Origin of the sequence: Microbispora sp. NBRC 16548 (assembly GCF_030268985.1) — a bacterium.
GTDB lineage: Bacteria > Actinomycetota > Actinomycetes > Streptosporangiales > Streptosporangiaceae > Microbispora > Microbispora catharanthi.
Window position 1 is genome coordinate 277,160 of sequence record NZ_BSSF01000002.1, and the last position, 24,719, is coordinate 301,878.

General features: G+C 73.6%; 20 protein-coding genes. 14 read left to right on the plus strand and 6 right to left on the minus strand.

Annotated elements, in window-relative coordinates; genetic code table 11:
* Nucleotide 1: 1 nt before the first annotated feature.
* Entirely contained in the window at nucleotides 2–4,762 is a 4,761-nt protein-coding gene (locus QSK36_RS05740) for a type VII secretion EssC family protein (protein WP_285781579.1), read from the minus strand.
* A gap of 534 nt (nucleotides 4,763–5,296) precedes the next feature.
* Here QSK36_RS05740 and QSK36_RS05745 point away from each other — a divergent pair.
* The 12 genes from QSK36_RS05745 (at nucleotide 5,297) to QSK36_RS05800 (ending at nucleotide 16,908) form a co-directional block, all read left to right on the plus strand.
* Nucleotides 5,297–5,980 (plus strand): hypothetical protein, encoded by a 684-nt coding sequence (locus tag QSK36_RS05745; protein ID WP_183534579.1) that lies wholly within the window; start codon nucleotides 5,297–5,299, stop codon nucleotides 5,978–5,980.
* Between the two features lies 1 nt (nucleotide 5,981).
* On the plus strand, nucleotides 5,982–6,773 hold the full coding sequence (locus QSK36_RS05750; RefSeq protein ID WP_139573449.1) for a CpaE/TadZ family protein: 792 nt from the start codon (nucleotides 5,982–5,984) through the stop codon (nucleotides 6,771–6,773).
* Nucleotides 6,770–8,089: a TadA family conjugal transfer-associated ATPase gene (locus QSK36_RS05755; protein WP_240808812.1), complete on the plus strand. Its 1,320-nt coding sequence runs from the start codon at nucleotides 6,770–6,772 to the stop codon at nucleotides 8,087–8,089. Before QSK36_RS05750 ends, QSK36_RS05755 begins: the two co-directional genes overlap by 4 nt.
* Nucleotides 8,086–9,021 carry a type II secretion system F family protein gene (locus QSK36_RS05760; RefSeq protein WP_285781580.1) on the plus strand — a complete coding sequence of 312 codons (936 nt, stop codon included), beginning with the start codon at nucleotides 8,086–8,088 and terminating at the stop codon, nucleotides 9,019–9,021. The genes QSK36_RS05755 and QSK36_RS05760 overlap by 4 nt, the downstream gene beginning before the upstream one ends.
* Nucleotides 9,018–10,052, plus strand: a complete 1,035-nt coding sequence (locus tag QSK36_RS05765) for a type II secretion system protein (RefSeq protein WP_285781581.1) — start codon at nucleotides 9,018–9,020, stop codon at nucleotides 10,050–10,052. Before QSK36_RS05760 ends, QSK36_RS05765 begins: the two co-directional genes overlap by 4 nt.
* A complete protein-coding gene (locus QSK36_RS05770; protein ID WP_285781582.1) occupies nucleotides 10,052–10,297 on the plus strand; it encodes a hypothetical protein in 246 nt (81 codons plus the stop codon). The genes QSK36_RS05765 and QSK36_RS05770 overlap by 1 nt, the downstream gene beginning before the upstream one ends.
* Before the next feature lie 11 nt (nucleotides 10,298–10,308).
* The gene (locus tag QSK36_RS05775) at nucleotides 10,309–10,842 is read left to right on the plus strand and encodes a TadE family protein (protein ID WP_285781583.1); all 534 of its coding nucleotides are present in this window, start codon (nucleotides 10,309–10,311) and stop codon (nucleotides 10,840–10,842) included.
* A complete protein-coding gene (locus QSK36_RS05780) occupies nucleotides 10,839–11,228 on the plus strand; it encodes a TadE/TadG family type IV pilus assembly protein (RefSeq protein WP_285781584.1) in 390 nt (129 codons plus the stop codon). Before QSK36_RS05775 ends, QSK36_RS05780 begins: the two co-directional genes overlap by 4 nt.
* A gap of 149 nt (nucleotides 11,229–11,377) precedes the next feature.
* Nucleotides 11,378–11,779 carry a pilus assembly protein TadG-related protein gene (locus QSK36_RS05785; protein WP_182898951.1) on the plus strand — a complete coding sequence of 134 codons (402 nt, stop codon included), beginning with the start codon at nucleotides 11,378–11,380 and terminating at the stop codon, nucleotides 11,777–11,779.
* The gene (locus QSK36_RS05790) at nucleotides 11,776–15,162 is read left to right on the plus strand and encodes a hypothetical protein (protein WP_285781585.1); all 3,387 of its coding nucleotides are present in this window, start codon (nucleotides 11,776–11,778) and stop codon (nucleotides 15,160–15,162) included. Before QSK36_RS05785 ends, QSK36_RS05790 begins: the two co-directional genes overlap by 4 nt.
* Nucleotides 15,163–15,289: 127 nt before the next feature.
* A complete protein-coding gene (locus QSK36_RS05795; RefSeq protein ID WP_183534590.1) occupies nucleotides 15,290–15,949 on the plus strand; it encodes a hypothetical protein in 660 nt (219 codons plus the stop codon).
* On the plus strand, nucleotides 15,946–16,908 hold the full coding sequence (locus tag QSK36_RS05800) for a hypothetical protein (protein ID WP_183534592.1): 963 nt from the start codon (nucleotides 15,946–15,948) through the stop codon (nucleotides 16,906–16,908). The genes QSK36_RS05795 and QSK36_RS05800 overlap by 4 nt, the downstream gene beginning before the upstream one ends.
* 72 nt (nucleotides 16,909–16,980) lie before the next feature.
* On the opposite strand, the gene QSK36_RS05805 is transcribed toward QSK36_RS05800, so the two are convergent.
* The 5 genes from QSK36_RS05805 to QSK36_RS05825 all read right to left on the minus strand — a co-directional run bounded on the left by QSK36_RS05805 (nucleotide 16,981) and on the right by QSK36_RS05825 (nucleotide 22,044).
* Complete coding sequence (locus tag QSK36_RS05805) at nucleotides 16,981–17,475, minus strand: methylated-DNA--[protein]-cysteine S-methyltransferase (RefSeq protein WP_182898672.1); 495 nt, start codon at nucleotides 17,473–17,475, stop codon at nucleotides 16,981–16,983.
* On the minus strand, nucleotides 17,472–18,995 hold the full coding sequence (locus QSK36_RS05810; RefSeq protein ID WP_285781586.1) for a DNA-3-methyladenine glycosylase 2 family protein: 1,524 nt from the start codon (nucleotides 18,993–18,995) through the stop codon (nucleotides 17,472–17,474). Before QSK36_RS05810 ends, QSK36_RS05805 begins: the two co-directional genes overlap by 4 nt.
* Before the next feature lie 156 nt (nucleotides 18,996–19,151).
* The gene (locus tag QSK36_RS05815; protein WP_139573440.1) at nucleotides 19,152–20,090 is read right to left on the minus strand and encodes an NYN domain-containing protein; all 939 of its coding nucleotides are present in this window, start codon (nucleotides 20,088–20,090) and stop codon (nucleotides 19,152–19,154) included.
* A 143-nt stretch (nucleotides 20,091–20,233) separates the two neighbouring features.
* Nucleotides 20,234–20,458 (minus strand): acyl-CoA carboxylase epsilon subunit, encoded by a 225-nt coding sequence (locus QSK36_RS05820; RefSeq protein WP_182898675.1) that lies wholly within the window; start codon nucleotides 20,456–20,458, stop codon nucleotides 20,234–20,236.
* Entirely contained in the window at nucleotides 20,455–22,044 is a 1,590-nt protein-coding gene (locus QSK36_RS05825) for an acyl-CoA carboxylase subunit beta (RefSeq protein WP_285781587.1), read from the minus strand. Before QSK36_RS05825 ends, QSK36_RS05820 begins: the two co-directional genes overlap by 4 nt.
* Nucleotides 22,045–22,267: 223 nt before the next feature.
* On the opposite strand from QSK36_RS05825, the gene QSK36_RS05830 reads away from it, so the two are divergent.
* Nucleotides 22,268–23,029, plus strand: coding sequence for an ABC transporter ATP-binding protein (locus QSK36_RS05830; protein WP_182898677.1), 762 nt, complete (start codon nucleotides 22,268–22,270; stop codon nucleotides 23,027–23,029).
* On the plus strand, nucleotides 23,008–24,591 hold the full coding sequence (locus tag QSK36_RS05835; RefSeq protein ID WP_285781588.1) for a hypothetical protein: 1,584 nt from the start codon (nucleotides 23,008–23,010) through the stop codon (nucleotides 24,589–24,591). Before QSK36_RS05830 ends, QSK36_RS05835 begins: the two co-directional genes overlap by 22 nt.
* Nucleotides 24,592–24,719 lie beyond the last annotated feature (128 nt).

Consider the following 24,719-nt stretch of genomic DNA (forward strand, 5'->3'; position numbering starts at 1 on the left):
CTCAATCCGGCACTGCGGCCTGGATCGGGGTCGCGGTGCCCGAGACGACCAGCAGGCCCCGCCCGGGAGGCCCGCCGACGGCGCCGCGCGGCAGCCGTACGGCGAACAGGTCCCCGTCGGCGGGGCTCTGCACGTTGAGCAGCAGGCCGGTCCTGCCCTTGCGCGCCTCGGCGGCGAACCCTCGGTAGGCCGTCGCCAGGTCGCCCGTGGCCCCCGCGATGAGCAGGCCGTGCTCGCCGTCCCGCCCGGTGCGCAGGATCTCGTCCAGGGCCAGGCCGAGCGCGGAGTCGGGGGAGATGAGCTCCGCGTCGTCCACGGCCACCACGTAGCGCTCGTGCCCGGCGACCAGAGCGAGCGGGTCGAGGGCGCCCGGCAGGCCGCCGAAGTCGTCCGCGCCGCCCCCGGTCACGCTTCTGGCGTTGCCGTCCAGCACGGCGAGCACCCCCGGCACCCCGGCGAGGTCGCGCAACGGGCTGCGACGCGGGGTCACGACGAGCACGGGCGTGCCCCGGTCGAGCAGCGAGCGCGCCGCCGTGACCAGCGCGGACGACCGTCCCGAGCGCGGCGGCCCCGCGACGACGGCGGCCGGCCCCTGGCCCTGCAGGTCCACGCCCATCGGGGTGAGGGCGTCGCCTCCCGCGCCGAGCAGCGCCCACAGGGCCGACGGCGGCCGGTGCGACGGCGCCAGGTCGAGCGCCTGGCTCGCCGTGATCCGCATCGGCAGCGCGTCCACCCGCAGCGGCGGCTCCGACGGCCAGGCCCACTTCCCGAGGGTGTCCGAGCCGCCGAATCGTGCCGCCGCCGTACGGGCGAGCTCCTGAAGGACGGCCACCTGCGCGGGGCCGGAGGGGTCGTCGCACAGCAACGCGATCTGGCTCTCCACCAGGCCGTGCTCGCCGACGGCCAGGGCCCTGCCCGGGGGCATGGTGCTCGGCAGGTCGCGCATCGGCAGCCCGGCGAGCCCGTAGTCGGCGGGGTCGGCGAGCCGCAACACGAGCCGGTCCTCGAAGACGGTGGAGATCTGCCCGAGCAGGCCCGACCGGTCGGAGGTGACCACGGCCCGCAGCCCCACGGCCGGCCCTTCCCTCAGCAGTTGCAGCATGGCGTCGACCAGCCGCCCGTAGTCGTAGTTCTCGAACGCGGCGACGTACCCCTCCCAGCGGTCCACGAGCAGGACCAGCCAGGGCAGCGCGCCCACGCCCGCCCGGTCGCGGGCCGCCCGCGACCGGGCGGCGGCGCGCGCCTCGGCCAGCGAGGCGTACCCGGCCTCGGCCAGCAGGTGCTGACGGCGCCCGACCTCCGCGCGCAGGCGGGTCAGCAGGCGCTCCACCCGGTCGAGCTGGTCGCGGGTGACGACCGCCCCGCAGTGCGGCAGCGCGACCAGCGGCAGCAGCGCGCCCGACCCGCAGTCGACGGCGTGGACGTGCACGTCCTCGGGGGAGGCGCCGGCCGCGATCGAGCCCGCGATCGTCCGCAGCGTGCTGGACCGGCCGCTGCGCGCGCCGCCCGCGATCAGCAGGTGGCCGCCGTGCCGCGGGTCGAGCGTGAGCGGGCGCCGGCCCTGCTTCCAGGGCAGGTCCGTCACGCCGAACGGCAGCGGCGGCACCTCCTCGGCCCCCGGCCGGTACGGCGCGGCGCCCGCGAGCAGGCCGCCGGAGGAGTCCGCGGCCCCGACGTCGAGGACGACCTGGTCGGGCAGCGGCGGCAGCCACGGGCTCGGCTGCCGGGGCATGTCGCTTCCGGCCTCCCGCAGCGCGTCCACGAGCAGGGCGAGGTCGGTGCCGCTCGCCGCCTGGGCGGGCGGGGCGGGCAGCGGGTGGCCGAGCGCCTGCCAGGGCAGATCGAGGACGCGCACGTCCTCCCCCGCGTCGGCCGCCCCCGCACTCCGCGGATGTGGTGTGCGGCCGCCGATCCTGGCCGTCTGCACCGCCACGGGCGCCCCGGAGCCGGCCCGCACATAGCAGCGGCCGGGCGTCGTCCGCGAGATGTGGGCGGCGTCCGGCACGTCGATGACGTCGGCCGACTCGTTGGCGTCGGTGACGCGCAGCGCGATCCTGAGCGAGGTGTTGGCCTGGATGTCGGCGGTCACCACGCCGCCGGGCCGCTGGGTGGCGAGGATCAGGTGGATGCCGAGCGAGCGGCCCCTGCGCGCGATGTCGACCAGCCCCTCGACGAAGTCGGGCAGCTCCGCGACCAGGGCGGCGAACTCGTCGATGATCAGCACGAGCCGGGGCAGCGGCGGCAGGTCCTTGCTCCCGGCGGTCTCCGGCACCGGCGCGGCGAAGATTCCGCCGCCGCGCGCCCGCCGGACGCCGCCCGCGCCGAGCACCCAGGTGGCGCCGCGCGCCCGCTGGTAGTCCTCGAGGTCCTTGGCCCCCGCGTCCAGCAGCAGGCGTTCCCTGCGCCGGATCTCGGCGGCCAGCGACGACAGGGCCCGCTGGGTCAGATGGCCGTCGAGGTCGCTCACCATGCCGACCGTGTGCGGGAGCCGTACGCACTCCTTGAAGGCCGCGCCGCCCTTGTAGTCGATGAGCACGAACGTCATCTCGTCGGGCCGGTTGGCCACCGCGAGCGAGCAGATCAACGTCTGGAGCAGCTCCGACTTGCCCGCGCCGGTCGTGCCCGCGACCAGGGCGTGCGGCCCGTCCCTGCTCAGGTCGACCTCGAACGGGCCTTCCGGGCCCACGCCGATCAGGGCCCGGGTCGTACGGCCCTGCCGCTCGGCGAGCGCGGCGGGGTCGAGGGACACCTCCAGCAGGTCGAGCAGGCGGACCGCGTCGGGCAGGGCGGCCGAGGGGTCGTCGCGGCTCACGTCGCGCAGCGGGGCCAGTGCGCGGGCCAGGCGTTCGGCCCAGGACGGCGAGACCTGGTCGGCGCGGATGCCGGTGATCGGGTCGAGCCCGCCGCCGTGGAGGCGCACCCCGCCCTCGCGGTCGCAGGACATGACCGTCGCGCACTCCTCGGGCAGCAGCCGCTCGTCGTCGTCGATCGCGATCGTGTAGACCCCGGCGCGCGGGCCCTGCCGCAGCACCTGCGGCATGCCGGGCAGGCCGCGCAGCACCTGCGCGCCGTCCAGCACGACGAGCACGTCGAACGGCCGCTCGTCGTAGGTCGCGAAGGCCGGTTCGGCGGGCCGGTTGCCGCTCGCGCGCCCCAGGTCGTCCCAGCCGGCCGGGCCGCCGGACAGGCGGGTGCCGCGCGGCACCCCGGGATAGGGCCCCGAGCCGTTCTCGGCGTCGAGCCGCTCGGTCACCAGGGCGGCGAGTTCGGTGACCCGGCGCGCGGCGGCCTCGGGGTCGGCGCCGACGAGCGCGGCGCATTCGGACGACAGGGCGCCGCCACGGGCGGCGGCGTCGGGCGCGCAGTGCGGCAGCCAGCGCACCCAGCCCCACTGCCCGGCGCCGTCGGCGTTGGCGGACAGCACGACGATGGCCAGGTCGCGCGGGCTGTGCAGGGCGGCGGCCTGGCCGACGAGCCAGCGGGCGCAGCCGAGCGCGACGTCTCTGGGACCGGTGAGCCCGGCCACGCCGAGACGCCGCATGACCAGCGCGACCGGGACGTCGTGGCAGGTGGGCGGCTCCCGGCGGGGCGCGTCCTGGGGCGTGCCGCTCTCGGGCTCGAACTCCAGGTCGGCGGGCAGGTCGGCCAGCCCCAGGCGCAGCCGCAACGCGTCGCGGTCGTGCACGCGGCGCTCCCACAACCGGCGGCGCGGCCCGGTCGCGGTGAGCAGCACCTCGGCCGGATCGGGCGCGCCGCCGCGCCTGGCCTCCTCGTCCTGCCGCACCGCGCGGGCCACCTCCTCCTCGAAGGCGGCCATCCGCTCGCGGTACGCCTTGACCGCGCGGCGGTGCTTCTTCCTGCCGTGCCTGCGGTCGCTCACCCACTGGCCGATCATGATCAGCGGCGTCATGAACGCGATCAGCAGGTAGTACCACGTGTGGGTGACGGCGGCCATGACCACGCCGAGCACGGCGGGCAGCAGCGCGGCCAGCAACTGCAGCCGCATCCCCTCGCCCCGCTTCGGCTCCGCGGGGACGGTGAACCGCCGCTGCCGCTCCGGCCGTTGGAGGCGGGGCGGGCGGTTGTAGGCGAGCCCGCCGTCCGGCAGCGCGTCGAGGTGGGCGTCCGGCGGCAGGACCGGCCCCACAGCGAACACCGAGCCGCCGCAGGTGAGCATGCCCCCTGCCGGCCACGGCACCGCCTCCGTGAGCGGCTCGCCCGCGAGCCGGGCCACCGGCTCGCCCCCGGGGGTCGCCGGCTCCACGGTGGCCGTGCCGGGGGCCAGCCGCACCACCAGCGCGACCGGCGGCATCCTCGGGTCGGGTACGGAGATCGCGCACGCGGGGTCGGCGCCGATCGTGTGCGCGCCGAGCCCGATGCGGTGGACGGCCCCCGCGCCGGGGCCGCCCACGACGCGCAGCTCCGCCGGCCCGCCGGGCTCCTCGGTCACCGTCGCCCCCGCGGCGTGGCCGTCCACGGCCACCAGGTCGCCATCCCTGAGCAGGCCGAACACGGGCGCGTCCGGGTCGACGGGCCGGCCGTCGACCCAAAGCTTCACCTCACCGGACGGCCGGGCCTGCCGGTCCCCTCGGTCCAGGTCGTACGGCGCGCGGGCGTGCGGGAGCCGTACGACGTTGGCCGGGCGGGCGGCGGCGCCGCCGTCGAGCGCGGCGGCGAGGGCGGCGACCGTGGTGCTCTCGTCGCCCTCGACCACCACGTCGCGGCGGCCGTCCTCGCCGACCACGGTGAGCGTTATCCGCATGCGCGAACTCCCAGAAGGCGGTTGTGCGGCGGCCTCGCGGAAAGCGTTTCATCCCGGGGCGTCCCCGTGAAGATCTCCGGGCATGCGGGCCGCGCGGCCCGCGGGGACACGCTAGCCGCGACTCCCGCGCTCATCTGGGAGTTTCCCGGATTAGGTAAAGGTGCTTTGTCATCGCGCGCTTCGTGCGACGCCTTCGTGACATGCCTCCCGCGTATGCCTCCCGCGTATGCCTCCCGCGTATGCCTGCCGTCCGCTGTGGCGCGAACAGTGTGAATAGTGTGACAACCGGGAAAGAAGTGCAAACGTACTATCACGAAATTTCGTGTCAGTAAAGCCTTGTGTCGATATGGCGATAGATCCACTCCCGTTGACAGGCGTATTCCTAACGGATAAGCATGGGTCGCCGCTTCACGGCACTTATGGCGGCGCGAGCTGGCCATAATGGAGTGAATTCGCAACAAACGGCAAGACCGTAAACAGATTCGAGCGGCCCGAAAACAGATGGGCGCTCTCATCCCTGGGAGTCCCCCACCCATGAGGATCAGCGAGAAGACGTCGCAGGACGGCCGGGCACCCGCACGGCCGGGCCTGTCCGGGCCGGCCGCACGCAGGCTGCCCGTTCCGCCGAGAGAGCGCAAGCCCGCGCTCGCCGCGCTCGCCGTTCTTCTCATCCTGGGCGGCGCGCTGGCCACCACGCTGCTGGTCATGCGCAGCGGCGACCGCGTCTCGGCCGTGCAGATCACCCAGCAGGTGGGGGCCGGGCAGCTGATCCCGCAGTCCGCGATGCAGGAGGTGCAGATCGCCGACACCGGCGTCGACTACGTCCCCTGGCGGTTCAAGGACCAGGTGGCCACGACGTACGCCGCGGTGACGCTGCTGCCGGGCACGCTGCTCACCCAGCGCATGACCGCCACGACGACCGACCAGGTCGGGCCGGGCAAGGCCAAGGTGGGCCTGTCGCTCAAGGCCGGCCAGATGCCCACCGACCTCAAATGGAGCGACATCGTCCAGGTGATCTACGTGCCGTCGGCGGGCCGGGGGTCGGGCAGCGCCCAGCAGAAGGTGCTGGCGACCGCCGCCCGCGTCGAGAGCGCGTCCTCCGGGCGGTCCGGGGGCGGGCTGGTCACGATCGTCGTCGACACGTCGATCGCGCCCACCATCGCCCAGTACGCCTCCAGCGGGGAGATCGCCCTCGTCACGCTCCCGGGGGTCAAGTGACGTGGCGCTGATCGTGCTCGCCGCCGACAAGGGGGCGCCCGGCGTGACCACCGCGGCGACCGCCCTCGGCGCCGTGTGGCCCCGCCCCGTGCTGCTGGCCGAGTGCGATCCCTCCGGCGGCGACCTCGCCTACCGGCTGCCGGGCGACGACGGGAGCGTGCTGAACCCCGGGCGCGGCCTGCTCAGCCTCGGCGCGGTCGCGCGGCGCGGGCTCCACGCGGAGCTGATCTACGAGCACACGCAGCGACTCGTCGGCGGCCTCGACGTGCTGGCCGGCCTGACCAACGGCGAGCAGGCGGCCGGCCTCACCTGGCTGTGGGGCCCGCTCGGCCGGGCGTTCGCCGCCCTGCCGCAGGCCGACGTGCTCGCCGACTGCGGCAGGCTCGGGCTGCACCCCCAGATCGGCGATCTGGTGGCCGAGGCCGACCAGGTGGTGCTGTTCACCAGGGCCAGCCTCGACCACGTCGCCCACCTACGCGAACGGCTGTCGCTGATCGGGCGGAAGGTCGGGATCGTGGTGATCGCCGACCCCCGGTCGTACCGGTCGTCGCTGGAGGAGATCCGGCGCATCGTCTCCGGCTGGGACGTCGCCTTCGTCGGCGGTCTCGCGTACGACCCGAAGGGCGCCGAACTGCTGCGCGGCCAGTGGGGCGGGCGGCTCGACCGCAGCCTCCTGATCCGTACGGCCAGGGAACTGGCCACGCGCCTGGCCACGCAGCTGGCGGCGGGCGGCGAGACGGCGGCACCGCCCGCCGTCAGACGGGCGAAGAGGGAGCCGGAGGTGCGGTCGTGAACTCCCAGCGGCGGCCTATCGACCACGGCCTGGTGAAGCGGTTCCGGCAGGAGGTCGGCGACCGGCTGGCGCACCAGCGGCGGCTCGACCAGGCGAGCGGCGTGCCGCCGATGTCGGGGGAGGACGAGCGGCAGTTCGCCCGGGCGCTGATCGCGCAGGTGCTGGAGGAGCACGCGCGCAGTGAGATCGGCGTCGGGCGCACCCCGCCCACGGCCGAGGAGGAGGAGGCGCTGGCGGCGGGCATCCACGCCGCGCTGTTCGGCGTCGGCCGCCTCCAGCCGCTGCTCGACGACCCCGAGGTCGAGAACATCGACATCAACGGCTGCGACCGGGTCTTCGTCGGCTACGCCGACGGCCAGGAGCTCATGCACGATCCCGTCGCGGAGACCGACGAGGAGCTCATCGAGCTGATCCAGATCCTGGCGGCGTACTCCGGCCTGTCGTCGCGGCCGTTCGACACCGCCAACCCGCAGCTCGACCTGCGCCTGCCGGACGGCTCGCGGCTGTCGGCCGTCATGGACGTCACCGTGCGGCCGGCGCTGTCGATCCGCCGCGCCCGCCTCGGCAAGGTGTTCCTCAGCGACCTCGTCGGGAACGGCACGCTCACCCCCGAGCTGGGCCGATTCCTCACCGCCGCCGTGGCCGCGCGCAAGAACATCATGATCGCGGGATCGACGAACGCGGGGAAGACGACGCTGCTGCGGGCGCTGGCCAACGAGATCCCGCCGCACGAGCGGTTGATCACGGTGGAGCGGGCGCTGGAGCTGGGGCTGGACCAGTTCCCCGAGCTGCACCCGAACGCGGTGGCCTTCGAGCACCGCCTGCCCAACGCCGAGGGGCAGGGCGAGATCACGATGGCCGAGCTGGTGCGGCGGTCGCTGCGCATGAACCCCTCGCGCGTGATCGTCGGCGAGGTGCTGGGCGACGAGATCGTCACGATGCTCAACGCGATGACCCAGGGCAACGACGGGTCGCTGTCGACGATTCACGCCAACTCCAGCATGGAGGTGTTCAACCGCATCGCGACCTACGCGCTGCAGGCCGTGGAACGGCTGCCGATCGAGGCCACCCACATGCTCATCGCCGGGGCCATCGACTTCGTGGTGTTCATCGAGAAGCGCAACGACTACCACCGGGGAGGCACCCTGCGGCGCTACGTGTCCAGCGTGCGGGAGGTCACGGGCTGCGACGGGCGGGTGCTGTCCTCGGAGGTGTTCGCCATGGCCGGCGACTACCTGGTGCCGCACGCCCCGATCTCCTGCGCCGACGAGCTGGCCGCCCACGGATACGACCCGGCGCGGGGAGCGTGGCGATGAGCGGCCTGCTGCCTGCGCTGCCTCCCGGTGTCCTCGACCCCCTGGTGCTGCTGGCCGGGGCCGCGGCGGGCGGCGGGCTCTTCCTGCTCGCCCTGGCCGTCTACGGCCTGCGCCCCCGCCCGGCGACGCCGGACGGCCGGGCCGAGCGGATGCGCCTGCTGCGCACCCTGTCCACGAGGTCGGCGATCGCGGCCGTGACGGGTGTCGTGGTGCTGGTGGTGACCGGCTGGCCGGTCATCGCGGCGGGAGCCGTGCTGCTGGTCCTGGCCTGGCGGGGCTTCACCGGCGGCGCGGCGGAGGAGCGGGCCGCCATGCGGCGCCTCGAGGGTCTGGCGGCGTGGACGGAGTCGCTGCGCGACACGATCGCGGGGGCGGCCGGGCTCGAACAGGCCATCCCCTCCTCGATCCGGGCCGCGGCCCCCATGCTGCAACCGCACCTGCGGGCCCTGGTCGACCGGCTGCACACGCGGATGCCGCTCGCCGACGCGCTGCGGATGTTCGCCGACGAGCTGGACGACACCTCGGCCGACCTCGTCGTGGCGGCGCTGATCCTCAACTCGCGGCTGCGCGGGCCGGGCCTGCGCGACGTGCTGTCGGCCCTGGCGGTCTCGGCGCGTGAGGAGCTGGACATGCGCCGGCGCGTGGAGGCCGAGCGCAGGTCCACGCGCAAGAGCGTGCAGATCGTGGTCGGCACCGCCCTCGCCTTCGCCGCCGCGCTGGTCGTCTTCAACCGCTCATACGTCGAGGAGTACAACTCCGTGCTCGGCCAGGCCGTGCTCGTCGTGGTGGCGGGCCTGTTCGGCGCGGGGTTCGCCTGGATGCGGCGGCTCGCCCGCTTCGACAAGCCGGCCAGGATCCTCGCCCCCTACCACCGCCCGCGGTCCGCGGCGGCCGCGCAGGCGCAGCCGCCGGCGGCGGAGGTGATCAGGTGATCGCGACGGTGCTCTGCGGAGCCGTGCTCGGCCTCGGGCTCTTCCTGCTGGTGCGGGCGCTGTTCCCGCCCCGGCCCGGCCTGACCGCCCGGCTCGCCGCGCTCGACCAGGCCCGCGACGGCAAGGGCGTGCCGCTGGCGCCGCTGATCGCGCCCGAGGAGGACGTCAGCGAGTTTCGCCGCATGCTCGGCCTGCGGCTCGCCCGGTTCTACGCGGCGCGCGGGTGGGAGGCACGGTCGACGAAGGCCGACCTCGCGCTGCTCGGCAAGTCGTTCGAGGGGTTCCTCGCGACCAAGCTGCTGCTCGGGGTTTCGGGCCTGCTGGCGTTCCCGCTCCTCGTCGGCTGGCTCTCGCTGATGGGATGGGGCGTCTCGGTGCAGGTGCCACTCTGGTCGGCTCTCGTCGTCTGCGTGATCTTCTTCCTGCTGCCCGACGCGCAGATCCGGCGGGACGCCGCCGTACGCCGCCGGGACTTCCGGCACGCCGTGGGCGCCTTCCTCGACCTCGTCTCGATGAACCTCGCAGGCGGCAGAGGCGTGCCCGAGGCGCTGATGATGGCGGTCGCCGTGGGTAGTCCCGTCACCACGCCCGGGGCGCTGAACGGCACTGTGAACGGCGCTGCGAACGGAGCCGTGCACGGTGCCGCCTCCGCCGTCACCACCGGGGCCGCGGACGGCGCGGGTCCCGCCCCCGGCTCCAACTGGGCGATGGAGCGCATCCGCGAGGCGCTGGCCAACGCCCGGATCGTCGGCATCACCCCCTGGCAGGCCCTCGGCCGGCTCGGCGACGAGATCAACGTGGACGAGCTGCGGGACCTGTCGGCCGCGCTCGGGCTCGTGGCCGACGACGGCGCCAAGGTCCGCGCCTCCCTCACGGCCCGCGCCGCCACCCTCCGCCGCCGCGAACTCGCGGAGGTCGAGGGCAAGGCGGGTGAGCGGTCCCAGTCGATGCTCGTCGCCCAGCTCCTGCTGTGCGCGGGGTTCGTGATCTTCCTCTCTTTTCCCGCAGCCATGAAGATGTTGGGGGCCTGATGCTCTGGTTCCACTATCTGATCGCCGTGCTCCACGTACGGCTGGACCGCGCCAGGAACGCTCCGTCCAGGGGAGCCTCCGCGGTCGAATGGGTGATCATCACCGCCATCATCGCCGGAGTCGCGCTCGGCCTGGCCACGCTGATCAAGCAGTTGGTCGAGCAGAAGCAGTCCGACATCCAGAACAGCTTCAGCGGCGGCGGCTCCGGCGGCGGCGCGGGCGGCCGCGGGGGTAACGGGGAGTGACTGTGCAGGGCGTGACCGGCCCCCGCGCCCCGACTGCCGCGCGCCGCGAGCGGGGTGGGCAGGTCGAGCGCAGCGAGCAAGGTGGGCGGGTCGAGCGCAGCGGGCGGGCTCGGCGAATCCGGCGACGTGGGCGGGGCGGGCGTGGCGAGCGGGGCGCCACGGTGATCGAGCTCGCCATGCTCATGCCGATCGTGCTCGCCGTCGTGCTGCTGATCGTCCAGGTCACGCTCTGGTTCCACGGTCGCCAGGTCGCCGACGCCGCCGCGCGGGAGGGCGCGCGGATCGCCCGTGCGGGCGGCTCCGACGGCTGGCAGGAGGCGGCCGAGGGCAAGGCGCGGCAGATCGTGCAGGCGATCGGACCGCAGTTGCTGAAGAACGCCCAGGCGCAGGCGTGGGAGCAGGGCGACCAGCGCGGCGTGGAGGTGACCGGCAGCGCCGTCCAGGTGGTGCCGCTGCTGCCCGCGATGACCTTCACGATCACGTCACGCTTCGGCGGGCCCATCGAGTGCTTCCGCCCCGACGACGGTTCGGACGGCTGCGAATGACCCGGTCGGAGCACGGCTCGATGACGGCCGAGACGGTCATGCTGGCCCCGCTGTTCCTGCTCTTCCTGCTGTTCCTCGTCGGCGCGGGCCGGATCGTGGAGGCCCAGGGGGAGGTCAACGGGGCCGCACGGGACGCCGCCCGGGCGGCCTCCGTGCAGCGCACCGAGGCGGAGGCCGAGTCGGCCGCGAAGGAGGCCGCCGAGGCATCGCTCTCCGGCGACTGCTCGCCACTGGTGGACATGTCCGGCAGCGATTGGAAGATGGACGGCTTCGTCCGGATGACCGTGACCTGCGAGCTGAACCTCGACTTCCTCGGGTTCGGCGCCGCCAAGCAGATGTCGGGCACCTCGGTCGTGCCGCTCGAACGGTATCGGAGGGTGAAGTGACCCCGCCGGGTCCGCGTCGCGGGTGTGGTTCGCGTGTCCGGGACAGCCGGGCCGCTCCGCGTCCCGTCCGAGACACGTCAACGGTGCCGTGCGCCCCCATGAGGGTGCCGTCGCCCGTCGGAGGCGGGCGGGCGGGGGAGCGGGGCTCCATGTCGGTGTTCGTGGTCCTCTTCTCGGGGGTGGTGTTCCTGCTGGCCGGGCTGCTGGTGGACGGCGGGGCCGCCATGAACGCCCGCCTCAAGGCCGCCGACATCGCCGAGCAGGCCGCCCGCGCCGCCGCCGACCAGATCGACGTCGAGACATTGCGGGCCACCGGCCAGGTGCGGCTGCTCGCCGACGAGGGCGCGGTGTGCGGCGAGGCCGAGAAGATCACGGCGGACCAGGGGGCCGAGGGCGTACGCATGACCGAGTGCACCGTGGGCGGCGGCCAGGCGGACGTCACGGTGGCGGTGTCGGTGCACTGGGACGCCTTCTTCCTGGCCGCGCTGGGCTTCGCCGGCTCCGACATGGAGGCCGAGGCCACGGCCGCTCCTGATCCGGGGGAGGCGTGACAGGGACACGGCCGCCGGGCGGCCGGCGGGAGGAGTTCGACCGCGAGGCCCAGCGGGGGGCCGGGCGGGGGGTCGCGCGCGGGGTCCCGGGAGGCGGCATCCCCGGCCCGGCTTCGCGCGCGGATCGCGAGGCACCGGCAGCCGGCACGCCCGGGCGGGGCCCGCGACCGCGCCCCGAGGGCATGCCGTCCGTGCTGGGGCCGCAGCGGGCGCCCGAGCACTGGCACGACGACCGGCCCGTACGGCTGCGGGCCCGGCGTACGGCCGGGGACGTCCTCGCCGGCCTCGGGGCCCTGGTCGCGCTGGTGGGCCTGGTGGGCGGCGTGCCGTACGCGTTGCTCCGGCTGGCCGGTCCGCCGATCAGCGGCGACCTGCTGAACGCGGACCTGTTCACGAGCCAGGTCGGCCCCGAGACGATCATCGCGATCCTGATCCTCCTGGTGTGGCTGGCCTGGCTGCAGCTGTTCCTGTGCGTGGTCGTCGAGGTCTACGCGGCGCTGCGGCGGGTCGGCATGCCGGCCCGGGTGCCGCTGTCGGGCGGCACCCAGGCGCTCGCGAACCGCCTGGTCTCCGCCGTGTTGCTGCTGTTCACCGCGACCGCCGTGGCGATGCCCATCGCCCGCGCGGGCGCCCCCGCCCCGATCCGGCCCCAGGTCGCGGCGCTGTCGGCGCCGGTGCCGCAAATCGAGGCGGAGCGACCGGCCCTGCACGCCAGGGAGGTCAAGAAGGTCTACGTGGTCCAGCCCCCGCACGGGCGCCACCACGAGAGCCTGTGGGAGATCGCGGAGAAGTGCCTGGGGGACGGGCGCCGCTATCCGGAGATCTACCGGCTCAACCAGCACAAGGAGCAGCCCGACGGCAGCCGGCTGCACATGGCCGACCTCATCCGTCCCGGCTGGGTGCTCGACATGCCGGACGACGCCAGGAACGTCCACATCGTGCCGGTGGACGAGGACCGGCCGGAGACCCTGAAGGAGCACCGCCACGCACCCGCCGAACTCGACGGCGACACCCGGTACGCCGGGGGAGGGGCGACCGGCGGCGACGTCCACGCCGACCGGCACACGACGGAGGACCGGCACGCGACGGAGGACCGGCACGCTACGCCCGACCCGCGTCCCACCGCCGGTTCGCACACCGGAGGCACAACGGGAAGTGAAGGGGACACCACTCGCCCGGACCAGGGATCCGGCGACGGCGCTCGGCCGGGCGAAGCCGGGCGGTCCGGAGACGCGGGCCACGAGCGGGGCAGGGTGACACCCGAGCCGGGCAAGCCGGGGATCGTGCTGCCGCCGCCCGCGATGCCGCAGGACACCCCGTCGGAGCCGAAGGGCCGGACCGGCGATGCGAAGGACACGCCCGCCACCACCCGCGCGACGCCCACCCCGCGTCCGATCATCACGACCACCGTCCAGCCCGCGATCGCGCCCGCGGAAGCGGGCCACCGGCCCGTCGACGAGCGGCAGGCCGGGCCGGTCCTCGCCGACTATCTGGCGGCCTCGTCGCTGGCGGCGGCCGGGCTGCTGGCCCTGCTCGGCCGCAGGCGGCGGGAGCAACTGTGGCGGCGGGCCTTCGGATGGCGCATCGCCCGGCCGCGCGGAGACGCCGCCGAGGCCGAGGTCGCCATCCGCCTCGGCGCCGACGCCCCCGGCAGCCGCATGCTCGACATCGGCCTGCGCCTGCTCGGCCGCCTGCTGGCCGACGCCGGCCGGCGCCCTCCGACGATCTACGCCGTCCACCTGTCCAACCGGGGCCTCGACCTGTGGATCCACCCGGCCGAACAGGACGCGCCCGAGCCGTGGGAGTCCTGCGACGACGGGCAGGTGTGGCGCCTTCCGGCCCACGAAGGACGCCGCATCGACGAGCACGTGCTGGCCGGGGTGCCCGCGCCCTACCCCGGGCTGGTCTCGCTCGGCACCGGACAGGGCGGCCGGGTCCTGGCCGACCTGGAGGCCGCCCACGGCGTGATCTCGATCACCGGGGCGCACACCGTCGCCGCGCTGTCGGCGCTCGCCGTCGAGCTGGCCACCAACCGGTGGTCCGACCGGATGCGCATCACGCTCGTCGGCTTCGGCGAGGAGCTGACCCTGCTCGCGCCCGAGCGGATCAGGACGGCGAGCAGCCTGGCCGAGGTGCTGCCGGAGTTCGAGGAGCGTGCCCGCTACGACGGCGACGTGCTGACCGGCCGCATCCACAGCCGCGTGGCCGACCCCGCGTACACCCCGCACTACCTCCTGTCGGCCATCCGCCCCGACGAGGACGAGGCGCGCCGCCTGGCGCTGCTCGGCAAGGGCACGCGTACGGCGAGCGGCTTCGTGATCGCGGGGGAGGTGCCGCACGCCACCTGGACGTGGGAGGTCACCGACGACGGCCGGGCCCGCGTGGACGCCCTGGGCCTGGACATCGAGGCGCACCTGCTGCCGCGCCGGCACTACGACGCCGTGATCAGCCTTTTCCGCACGGCCCGGCAGCAGGAGGGCGAGCCGCTCACGCCGGTGGTGGAGCGGCTGAGCGAGGAGCCGCCCTCCATCGAGGTGCGCATCCTCGGCCAGATCGAGATCAGCCCGGTGAACCCGCTCGAAGAGGGCCGGGCGGCCCTCGCCCACGAACTCGTCGTCTACCTGGCCACTCATCCGGACGGAGTGCACCCGGCCGTGCTGGCCGGCGTGCTGTGGCCGCGTGGCGTGCAGCTCGCGGTGCGCGACGCCACGATCGCCAGGGTCGCCGAATGGCTCGGGCGCGACTCCGAGGGACGCCCTCACCTGTTCCTCGACCGGTCCGGGCGCCTGCGGCTCGGGCCGGAGATCCGTACGGACTGGCGGCTGTTCCAGGACCTCGTACGGCAGGCCGGCGAGTGGGCCGACGCCGCCGCTCCAACCGAAGGCAAGCCCGGTGACATGGAGGCCGACCTGCTGGAGCGCGCGCTCACGCTGGTGCGCGGCCCGCTGCTGAACGGCAGGCCGCCCGACCGGTACGCCTGGCTGGCGGCCGACCCCCTGGAGTACGACGTGACGGCCTGGGTGGCGGACGCCGCCCACGCGCTGTGCGAGATACGACTGGCCCGCCACGACCCGCACGGCGCGGTGGCGGCGGCCCGGTCCGGGCTGCTGCTCGCGGCCGACGACGAGGGGCTGTGGCGCGACCTCCTCCGGGCGGCGCACGCCACCGGGGAGCCCGTCCGGCTGCGAGCGGTCGTCGACGGCCTGCTGCGCCGCGCCACCTCCCATCCGTACGGCGGCGGGATGGCCCCGGAGACGGAGGCGCTCATCGACGAATTGCTGCCCGACTGGCGCCGGACCGTCTCCCCGGACCTCAGAAACCCGAACCCCAGAAATCCGAACCCCGGAAACCCGGCGGACCTCAGAACCTCACGTCTCGCCTGATCGGAACCCCAATGCCAGGGACGTCCTCCTCCGAATCATGCCGATCCACGCATAGCGCTGGCTCGTCCCCGACGGCCGTTTCTAGGGTGACAGCGGCGGGGGATCGCTTACTGCGGAGGACCCGGTGATGCGTCCAGGACTCGCCACGGCGTCGCTCGCCTCGGCCTGCGCGCTGCTCCTGTCGGCATGTACGGCGCCGGACGCGGACCGCGGCTTCACCCCCGGCGGCGGCGTGGCACCGGTCGCGGCGACGGCCTCAGGGACGCCGGGCCCGCAGCCGGGCACCGAGACGGTCACGGCGGCGCCCGGACTGACGATCGAGATCGAGTGGCCGCTCGAGCCCGACCCGAAGCGGTCGGCCGTGATCAAGGCGTTCGCCGACGACTTCACGGCGCAGTGGCGCGCGGTCGGGACCTCCGGCGGGGACCGCTCGTACGTGAAGGGGATCGATGCCGAGTCGTCCGCCTACATGGACGCCGTCACCTGGGTGCAGGGGTTCCTCAAGGACAGACAGTCGGCCCGGGGCGTGGCCAGGCTCTACGCCCTGCGGGTGCCCTCCGTCATGGGACGCGGGGCGGAGGCCGACGGCTGCGTCGACCTGACCGGCGTGCGGCTGACCGACCAGGAGGGCACCCCGCTGGCCCGTCAGCCCGCCTGGCTCAAACGCCCGCGGGCGGTCTTCCTGCAGACCGCCGGCATGGGGCATGGCGACGACGGCGTCTGGCGGATCCGGCTCTACCGCCACGCGGACTATCCGGACGAGCGCGCGAAGGAGTGCCTGAGATGAGGGCCATTGCTGTGACGTCCCTGCTGGCAGGGGTCCTGCTCGCGGTGTGCGCGCCACCCGCCGCCGCCGACCCGGACGTCGGGGCGCACGGCGAGGCGTTCCAGGAGGGCAACACGGCCGGAGTCAGGCTGACCAACTCCAAGATCGGCCTGTCCGGCAACGGGCTCGGCGGCAAGAGCGACGGCTACCGGATGCCCCGCCCCTGCTGGTACGAGCCGAACAGTTCGGCCGACGACATGCGCAACCTCCAGGCGCAGCAGAAGAAGCAGGCGGTGGAGGCGGGGCTGGACTACGACGTCGATCTCGGCAAGTTCGGCAGCAAGATCGGCGACAAGGGTCAGTGGTGGGGCGTCGCCTACGACGCCGGCAACCCGGACGGGCCCTCGTGCGCCGCCGGACTCGAGCCGCTCGTCTGGGTGCCCGAGGGAACCACCCCCGCCGGAGGCATCACGCTTGAGCAGCTCATGCAGATCGCCCGGGCCGCGCTGACCGTGCCGGAGCCGAAGATCAAACTGAGCCCGGACGCCAAGAGCTACGTCAACCTGGGGACCTGGGTGTGGCTGGACGGAGCCGAGGCCGCCCCCCGGTCCGTCACCGCCACGCTGCCCGGGGTCATGTCCGCCACCGTCACGGCGACGCCGGACCACCTCGAGATCAAGTCCGGCACCAGCGGCGACCGCGCCGAGGTGTACGACAAGGGATGCGGCGCCACCGGCAAGCCGTACGTGAAGGGCGCAGACAAGGACGGAGAGGGCAAGCCGGAGTGCGGCGTCGTCTACCTGCACTCCTCGATCGACCAGCCGAAGAAGGTCTACACGCTCACCGTGACGAGCGTCTGGAACGTCGCCGGCAACGGCAACCAGGGCGGCCAGGTCGTCCCGTTCGCGTACGACCCGATCCAGGTCGCCGCGACCAGGGACGTGCCCGTCGGCGAGGTCCAGAGCATCGTCAAGGATTGACCCGTCCGGCCCGCGAGGCGCTCGGCGCCTCGCTCCTGCACTGGAGCCCCGGACCTCGGCCCCGCAGGCAGGTCAGGCGCGGGACTCGTGGGCGACCAGCCACTCCTTGACCGGCGTGCCGTAGTAGTAACTGCCGTAACCGCCGGTCGAGGGCACCACGCGGTGGCACGGCACGAACGGCGCGATCAGGTTCTGCGCGCAGGCCGACCCCGCGGCTCGCGCGGCCGTCCTGGGCAGCCCCGCCTTCTCCGCGAGCTGCGCGTACGACACGGTCGTCCCGGCGGGCACGGCGCGCAGCGCCTCGTACAGGCGCTGCCTCGTGGGGGTGCCGGGCTGCTCGACGGGGATCCGGTCGAGCGCGTCGACCTTCCCGTCGAGGTACTCCCGCACGGCCTCGGCCGCGTCGCCGAGATCGTCCTCCCGCAGGGGAAGCGCCCGCAGGGACGGCGAGAGCCGGGCGAACATCTCGCGCGGGTCGGCGGTGAATCCGGCCGCGACGAGCACGCCGTCGCGGGCGAGCAGAGCGAGGGGGCCCACCGGGGTCGGCACGGTCTGCGTGATGATCATCTGTCGTGTCCTCGTGGTGTGGTGTCTGGATTGTCGGAGGCGTGGCTCCACAGGTGGAGCGCGGCGTACGCGCGCCAGGGCCGCCATCGCTCGGCCTCGCCCGCGGCGACGCCGAGCCGTTCCATCGTCCTGCGCAGCACGAGGTCGCCCTCGGGCCACGCGTCCGGGTCACGCAGCGCGCGCAGCGCGATGTAGCCGGCCGTCCACGGGCCGATCCCGGGGATCTCCAGCAGCCCGGCGGTGGTGTCGGCGGGGTCGCCCGCGCCGTCGAGGTCGATCGCGCCGGAGGCCACCGCCTCGGCCAGCGCCCTGATCGTGGCGACCCTGCGGGTGGTGAGCCCGAGGCCGTCCAGGTCGGCCGCGGCGAGCAGGTCGGCCGTGGGGAACAGCAACGGCACCTGGCCGGTCACGGCCGCGTCGGGGTTCCCGTTCTCGTCGGCAGAACGGTCGGGGACGGCGGGAACGCCGGCCCGGGCGGCGATGCGGCCCAGCAGGGTGCGGGCCCCGGCCACCGAGATCTGCTGCCCGACGACCGCCCGGACCGCCAGTTCGAACCCGTCGTACGCTCCCGGCACGCGCAGCCCGGGACGGGCCGCGACCAGCGGTGCGAGCGACGTCGAACCGAGGATCTCCCGCACCGCCCCGGGGTCGGCGTCGAGGTCGAGCAGGCGGCGGCAGCGGGCCACCAGCCGGGAGAGCAGGTGCGTCTCGGTGGTCCGCACCGTGAGCCGGACGTGTCCGGCGGCGGGCCGCAGCGTGATCGAGCCGCCCGGCACGGCCCGCGTGTAGGCCGTCACGTCGTCCCCCGACCGGCAGACCGCCTCCACCGAGGGGATCGCCCGGGCGGCGAGGAAGCGCAGCACCGACTGCGCGTCGTACGGCTCCCGGTGGCCGAGCCGCAGGGTCAGCCCGGTCGTGAGGGCGACCGGACCCCCCTTCTCGTGCACCGGCCCGTTGGCCCTGCGCAGCTCTCCCGGTGCGAAGCCGTACGACTCCTTCATGGCCGCGTTGAACTGGCGTACGCTGCCGAATCCGGCGGCGAACGCCACGTCGGTGATCGGCAGGGTGGTCTCGGTGAGCAGTTGCTTGGCGAGCAGCAGCCGCCGGGTGCGGGCGACGGCGAGCGGCCCGGTGCCGAGTTCGGCGGCGAACAGACGGTGCAGGTGCCGCTCGGTCACGTGCAGGCGGCGGGCCAGCCCGGCGACGCCGGACTCGTCGGCCACCCCGTCGTCGATCAGCCGCAGCGCGCGTCCGACCAGGTCGGCGCGGACGTCCCAGCCGGGGTCGCCGGGGCTGAGCTCCGGACGGCAGCGGCGGCAGGGCCGGAACCCGGCGGCCTCGGCCGCGGCGGCGTGGCGGTAGAAGCGGACGTTGCCCCGGGAGGGGGTGCGGGCGGGGCAGATCGGGCGGCAGTAGATGCCGGTGGTGGTGACAGCCGTGTAGAAACGCCCGTCGAAGCGGGAGTCCCGCGCGGAGACGGCGAGGTAGCACGCGTCGAAGTCGAGCTGTCGTGTGGTCACGCACACGACGTTATGCGCTGGCCGCCGATGCGGACTGGCGGAAATCGGACGCGGCCGTCAGGATGCCGCGACAACGCGGAGGGGCCCCGCGCGAGACCGGGCAGTGCGCCTGGAGTGCTCCCGCGCGAGCTGGGACGCTGGATCAGAACGCCGGCGTCACTTGCTGGAGATGCCGACCCCGAGGTCGAACTCGCGGTAGACCCGGGCCCAGAAACCGTCGCGCAGCCAGACGCGCGCCTCCGGATAGGGCCGCAGGGAGTGGCCGAGCTCCTTTTCGGCCTCGATGAGCAGCTCGGTGTCGATCACCGTGGGCAGCAGCGGACCCGGCAGCAGGTCGCGGATGTTGTCGCGGCCTCTGGTCAGTATCCATTTCTGCGCCACGTGCTCGCCGACCTCCTCCACGCGGGGCCGGCCCGGGCCCAGCTTGGCGACCTGGCCCACGGGCGTCTTCGGCGGCATCGGCTTGACCGTACGGCCCGCGAAGACCTGGGCGGGCGACGGCGTGGGCACAACGGGCACGGGCACCGGGGCGCGGGTGAAGAACGGACGCAGGAAGTCGGCGCTGATGATCTCGACGGTGTCCGACTCCCAGACGAGCCGCTCGGCCTGGTTGGTCCCGAACGGCGGCTCGACCCCCCACAGGTGGATGCGCACGCCGTACGCCTGCGCGGCCTCCACGGCGGGCACCATGTCCTCGTCCCCGGCGATCAGCACGGTGTCGCTCACGGCGTGGTGGCGGGCGAGGGCCTCGAGGTCGCTGCGGATCTGCGCGTCCACCCCCTTCTGCTGGCCACGGGCGTTCAGGTTGCCGAGCCTGACCTTGACCCAGGGCAGCTGGGCGATCACACGCTGGTCCACCGTGGGCACGCGGTCGCGGGCGGCGTCGTACCAGTAGACGCGCAGCAGCTCGCCCGGGATGCGCTCGAGCGCGTGCTTCTGGAGCGCCTGGATCAGCTCGTCCGCGGCGACGCGGTACTCCTTACGCTCCTTGGCGCCTAAGAGAACTTCACCGGCGGCCGCGTAAAGGTAACCGACGTCCACGAGAACGGCATACTTTGCGGCAATGCCATGTGCGCTGAAGTCCGGGATGGCCATGGTGTCCTCCTGGACTCGTCACTAGTTGATCGGCTGACTATATTCCCCCGCTTTCTAGATAGTCCCAACTCTTGAGCCAGTTGACACCCTGTTCCGGCGATGTAATCGGTCCGTAGTCGTCGCGGATGGCGTCGGAAGACGTGTCACCCGCCGGGGAAGAAGGCCCCCCGCCAGGCTCCCGGACCGTGCGGGAGGCCCAGGCGCAGCCGATGTGCCGGATTCCTCCAGTTTGCCGGGCTCGTTTCCGGAGCCGCCGGCCGGGTGGCGCGCGCCGCCGCCCGCGCCGCCAGCGCGGCGACGAGGGCGGCGGTCTCCTCGGGGGTGGCGTCCCCCCGGACGATGCTGAGGTATGGCTCGCGACTGGTCACAGCGGAATGTTCCCGTGCTTCTTCGGGGGCAGCGTGGCCCGCTTGTTGCGGAGGGCGCGCAGCGCGCGGACGACCTGGACCCGGGTGTCCGAGGGCCGGATGACCGCGTCCACGTAGCCGCGCTCGGCCGCGAGATACGGGTTGGCCAGCGTGTCCTCGTACTCGCTGATGAAGCGGGCCCGGTCGGCGTCCGGGTCGTCGGCGGCGGCCAGCTCCCGCCGATAGAGGATGTTGACCGCGCCCTGCGCTCCCATCACGGCGATCTGGGCGGTGGGCCAGGCCAGGTTGACGTCCGCGCCGAGGTGCTTGGACCCCATGACGTCGTAGGCCCCGCCGTACGCCTTGCGGGTGATGACGGTGACCAGCGGCACGGTCGCCTCGGCGTAGGCGTAGAGCAGCTTGGCGCCGCGCCGGATGATGCCGTTCCACTCCTGGTCGGTGCCCGGAAGGAAGCCCGGCACGTCGACGAAGGTCAGCACCGGGATGTTGAAGGCGTCGCAGGTGCGCACGAACCGGGCGGCCTTCTCGGAGGCGGCGATGTCGAGCGTCCCGGCGAAGCTCATCGGCTGGTTGGCGACGACGCCCACGGAACGCCCCTCGACCCGGCCGAAGCCGACGACGATGTTCGGCGCGAAGCCCGCGTGGATCTCCAGGAACTCTCCGTCGTCGAGGACGTGCTGGATGACCGTGTGCATGTCGTACGGCTGGTTGGCCGAGTCGGGGATCAGCGTGTCGAGCTCGCTGTCCTCGTCGGTCGTCTCCAGGTCCGCCTCGACGTCGAACGCGGGCGCGTCGTCCATGTTGTTGGACGGCAGATACGACAGCAGCGCCTTGGCGAAGTCGAGGCAGTCCTGTTCGTCGGACGCCTCGTAGTGGGCGACGCCGGAGCGCGAGTTGTGCGTGTGCGCGCCGCCCAGCTCCTCGAACGTCACCTCCTCGCCGGTCACGGTCTTGATGACGTCCGGCCCGGTGATGAACATGTGCGACTTCTCCTGCACCATCAGGACGAAGTCGGTCAGTGCGGGGGAGTACACGGCGCCGCCCGCGCACGGGCCCATGATCAGTGAGATCTGCGGGACCACGCCGGAGGCGTGCACGTTGCGCTTGAAGATCTCGGCGTACAGGCCGAGGGAGACCACGCCCTCCTGGATGCGCGCGCCGCCCGAGTCGTTGATGCCGATCACCGGGCAGCCGGTCTTCAGCGCGTGGTCCATCACCTTGACGATCTTCTCGCCGAATACCTCGCCCAGCGAGCCGCCGAACACGGTGAAGTCCTGCGCGAACACCGCGACCGGCCGGCCGTCCACCGTGCCGTACCCGGTCACGACCCCGTCGCCGTACGGACGCTCGCGGTCGAGGCCGAAGGCGGTCGCCCGGTGCCTGGCCAGCTCGTCGAACTCCACGAAGGAGCCCTCGTCCAGGAAGGCGGCCAGTCGCTCGCGGGCCGTCATCTTGCCCTTGGCGTGCTGTTTCTCCACCGCCCGCTGGGAGCCGGCGTGGGCCGCCTCGCTCCGGCGGCGCTCCAGGTCGGCGAGCTTGCCGGCGGTGGTGTGGATGTCGATCTCGGGGGCGCGTTCGGCGCTCATCGCCCGCTCACCGTTCCTCGCATGCTCAGCGGCCCTCGGGTCCCGAACGCCGCTCCGGGTCGCGTCGAATCCATGGCCGACAGGTTAACCAGACCGGGGCCGCGCGGTCGCGCCGGGTCGCGCTCACCGGGATCGCAATCGCCCGGGCGGGAACTCTCCACAGGAACGCGGCCCGTGTGCCGTTCGTTCGTCTTTACGACGGCTTTATATAAATGGGGGCTCCATGACGGACGCCGTACGCACGCAGGGGTTGTACAAGCGCTTCGGGCAGCAGGTGGCGGTCGGCGGGGTCGACCTGGTCGTGCCGAGGGGCAGCTTCGCCGGCCTGGTCGGTCCCAACGGCGCGGGCAAGACGACGACGCTGAGCATGGTCACCGGGCTGCTGCGTCCGGACGGCGGGCGGATCGAGATCGACGGCCACGACGTGTGGACCGACCCCGTCGGCGTCAAGGCGCACATCGGCGTGCTGCCCGAGGGCCTGCGGCTGTTCGAACGGCTGTCCGGCCGCGAACTGCTGATGTACGGCGGCCAGTTGCGCGGCATCCCCCTGGACGAGGTCGGCAGGCGCGCCGACGAGCTGCTCAAGGTCATGGACCTGGTCGAGGCGCAGGACAAGCTGGTGGTCGACTACTCCACCGGCATGCGCAAGAAGATCGGCCTCGCGGCGGCGCTGCTGCACAACCCGGGCGTGCTGTTCCTCGACGAGCCGTTCGAGGGCGTCGATCCCGTCTCCGCCAACACGCTGATCGAGGTGCTGCGCAGATACACCGCGTCGGGTTCCACCGTCGTCTTCTCCAGCCATGTGATGGACCTGGTCGAGCGGCTGTGCGACTGGGTGTCGGTGATGAACCGGGGCCTCGTCGTCGCGCAGGGCCCGCTCGACGACGTACGGCGGGGCCGCACGCTCAACGAGGCGTTCCTCGACCTCGTGGGCGTGCGCGGCAACGGCGAGGAGGGCCTGTCGTGGCTCGGGTCCCCGGCATGACCTGGCTGTTCGTCCGGCTGAAGCTCAGCCTGGTGCGCGGAGGCCTGCGCGGCGAGGTCGGCAAGCAGGTCGGTTTCGTCTTCTCGCTGGGCGCCGCCCTTCTCGCCGCCGTCGCGGGGTTCGCGCTGCTGTCCCTCATCCGGTTCGCGCCGTCCGACGCCGCCCTCGACCTCGTGTCGGCGGCGTTCGCGATGTTCGCCGTCGGGTGGATCGTCGTGCCGCTGATGGCCTTCGGCCTGGACGAGACGCTCGACCCGGCCCGGCTGGCCCTGTTCCCGCTGACCACCCGGCAGCTCGCGACCGGCATGCTGGCCGCGTCGGCGACCGGCCCGTGGCCGATCGCCTCGCTGGCCGCGCTGTTCGGCGGCGTGGTCGCGCTCGCCCACGGGCCGGGCGGGGTGCTGCTCGGGGTGCCCGCGGTGGTCCTCCAGTTCGCCTTCTGCCTCACGGCCTCCCGCCTGGTGACCACCGCGCTGTCCGGCGTGCTGCGCACCCGCAGGGGACGCGACCTGCTCGCGGTCGCCGCCGTCTTCGGCGTGCTGCTCTTCCAGGTGCCCAACCTGCTGATCAACCGGGGGCTTTCCGGCGACCCCACCCGGATCCTGGCATCGGCGGGGGACGTCCTGCGGTGGACTCCGCCGGGGCTGGCCGCGCACGCGATCGCCGACGGCGGTCTCATCGGCGTCGCCGAGCTGATCGTCGTCGCGATGGCGGTCGTCGTGCTCGGGTGGTTGTGGATCGCCGCGCTGCGGCACGCGCTGGTGCGGCCCGACGCCTCCAGCCAGGGCGGCGGCTCCGTCCGGCGGTCCGGACGGGTCCCGTTCGGCCGGTTCCTGCCGGACGGCATGCTCGGCGCCGTCGTCACCAAGGAGCTGAAGTACGCCGCGAGAGAGCCCCGAGGCCGGGTGAACTGGATCGTCGCGTTCTTCGTGAGCGTGGTCATCATGTTCTCCCTACGGGGGCCGGACGGCATGGCCGGGCCGCAGTTCGTGGTCGGGCCCGCCTGCCTGGCGGCCGTCGTGATCGGGCTGCAGGCGGCCAACTCCTTCGGCATCGACGGCAGGTCGCTGTGGATGAACGCGGTGGTGTTCTCCACCCCGCGTGACCTGCGTACCGACCTGGCCGGCCGGCACCTGGCCATGGCGGTCATCGGGGTGCCGCTGCTGACCGCGGTGTCGGTGATCGCCGCGCTGGTGGCGGGCGACGCCGTCTGGGCCCTCGCCGCGGCGCCGGTCGCCTGGGGCGTGCTCGGCGTCGCCATGGGCGTCGGCGCGCTCACCAGCGTGACCGCGCCGTACACCTACCCCGACCGCCTGAACGCCTTCAGCGGCGCCGCTCCTGGGCAGGGCGGACAGGCGTTCGTGGCCTCCTTCGCCACGATGCTCGTCACCGGCGTGCTCACGCTGCCGGTCGTGCTGCCGGTCCTGTTCGGCCTGGCCTGGTGGGCCGTGTTCGCCGTGCCGTACGGCGTGGCGGCCGCCTGGGCGGGCCGCCGGATCGCCGCCGGCGTCGGCTTCGCCCGCCTCCCCGAACTCCTCACCGCCGTCTCCCGCCCCACCTGACTGCGGTGTTTTGCCGCAGTCCAGATACGGCCGCGCTCTCGCGTAACAGAGGAGTTGCGAAGTTCTTGCGGTGGTGGCGGGGGATACGGCCCGCCTCTATAACCGTTTTGGACCGTTCTAGGGGAGAA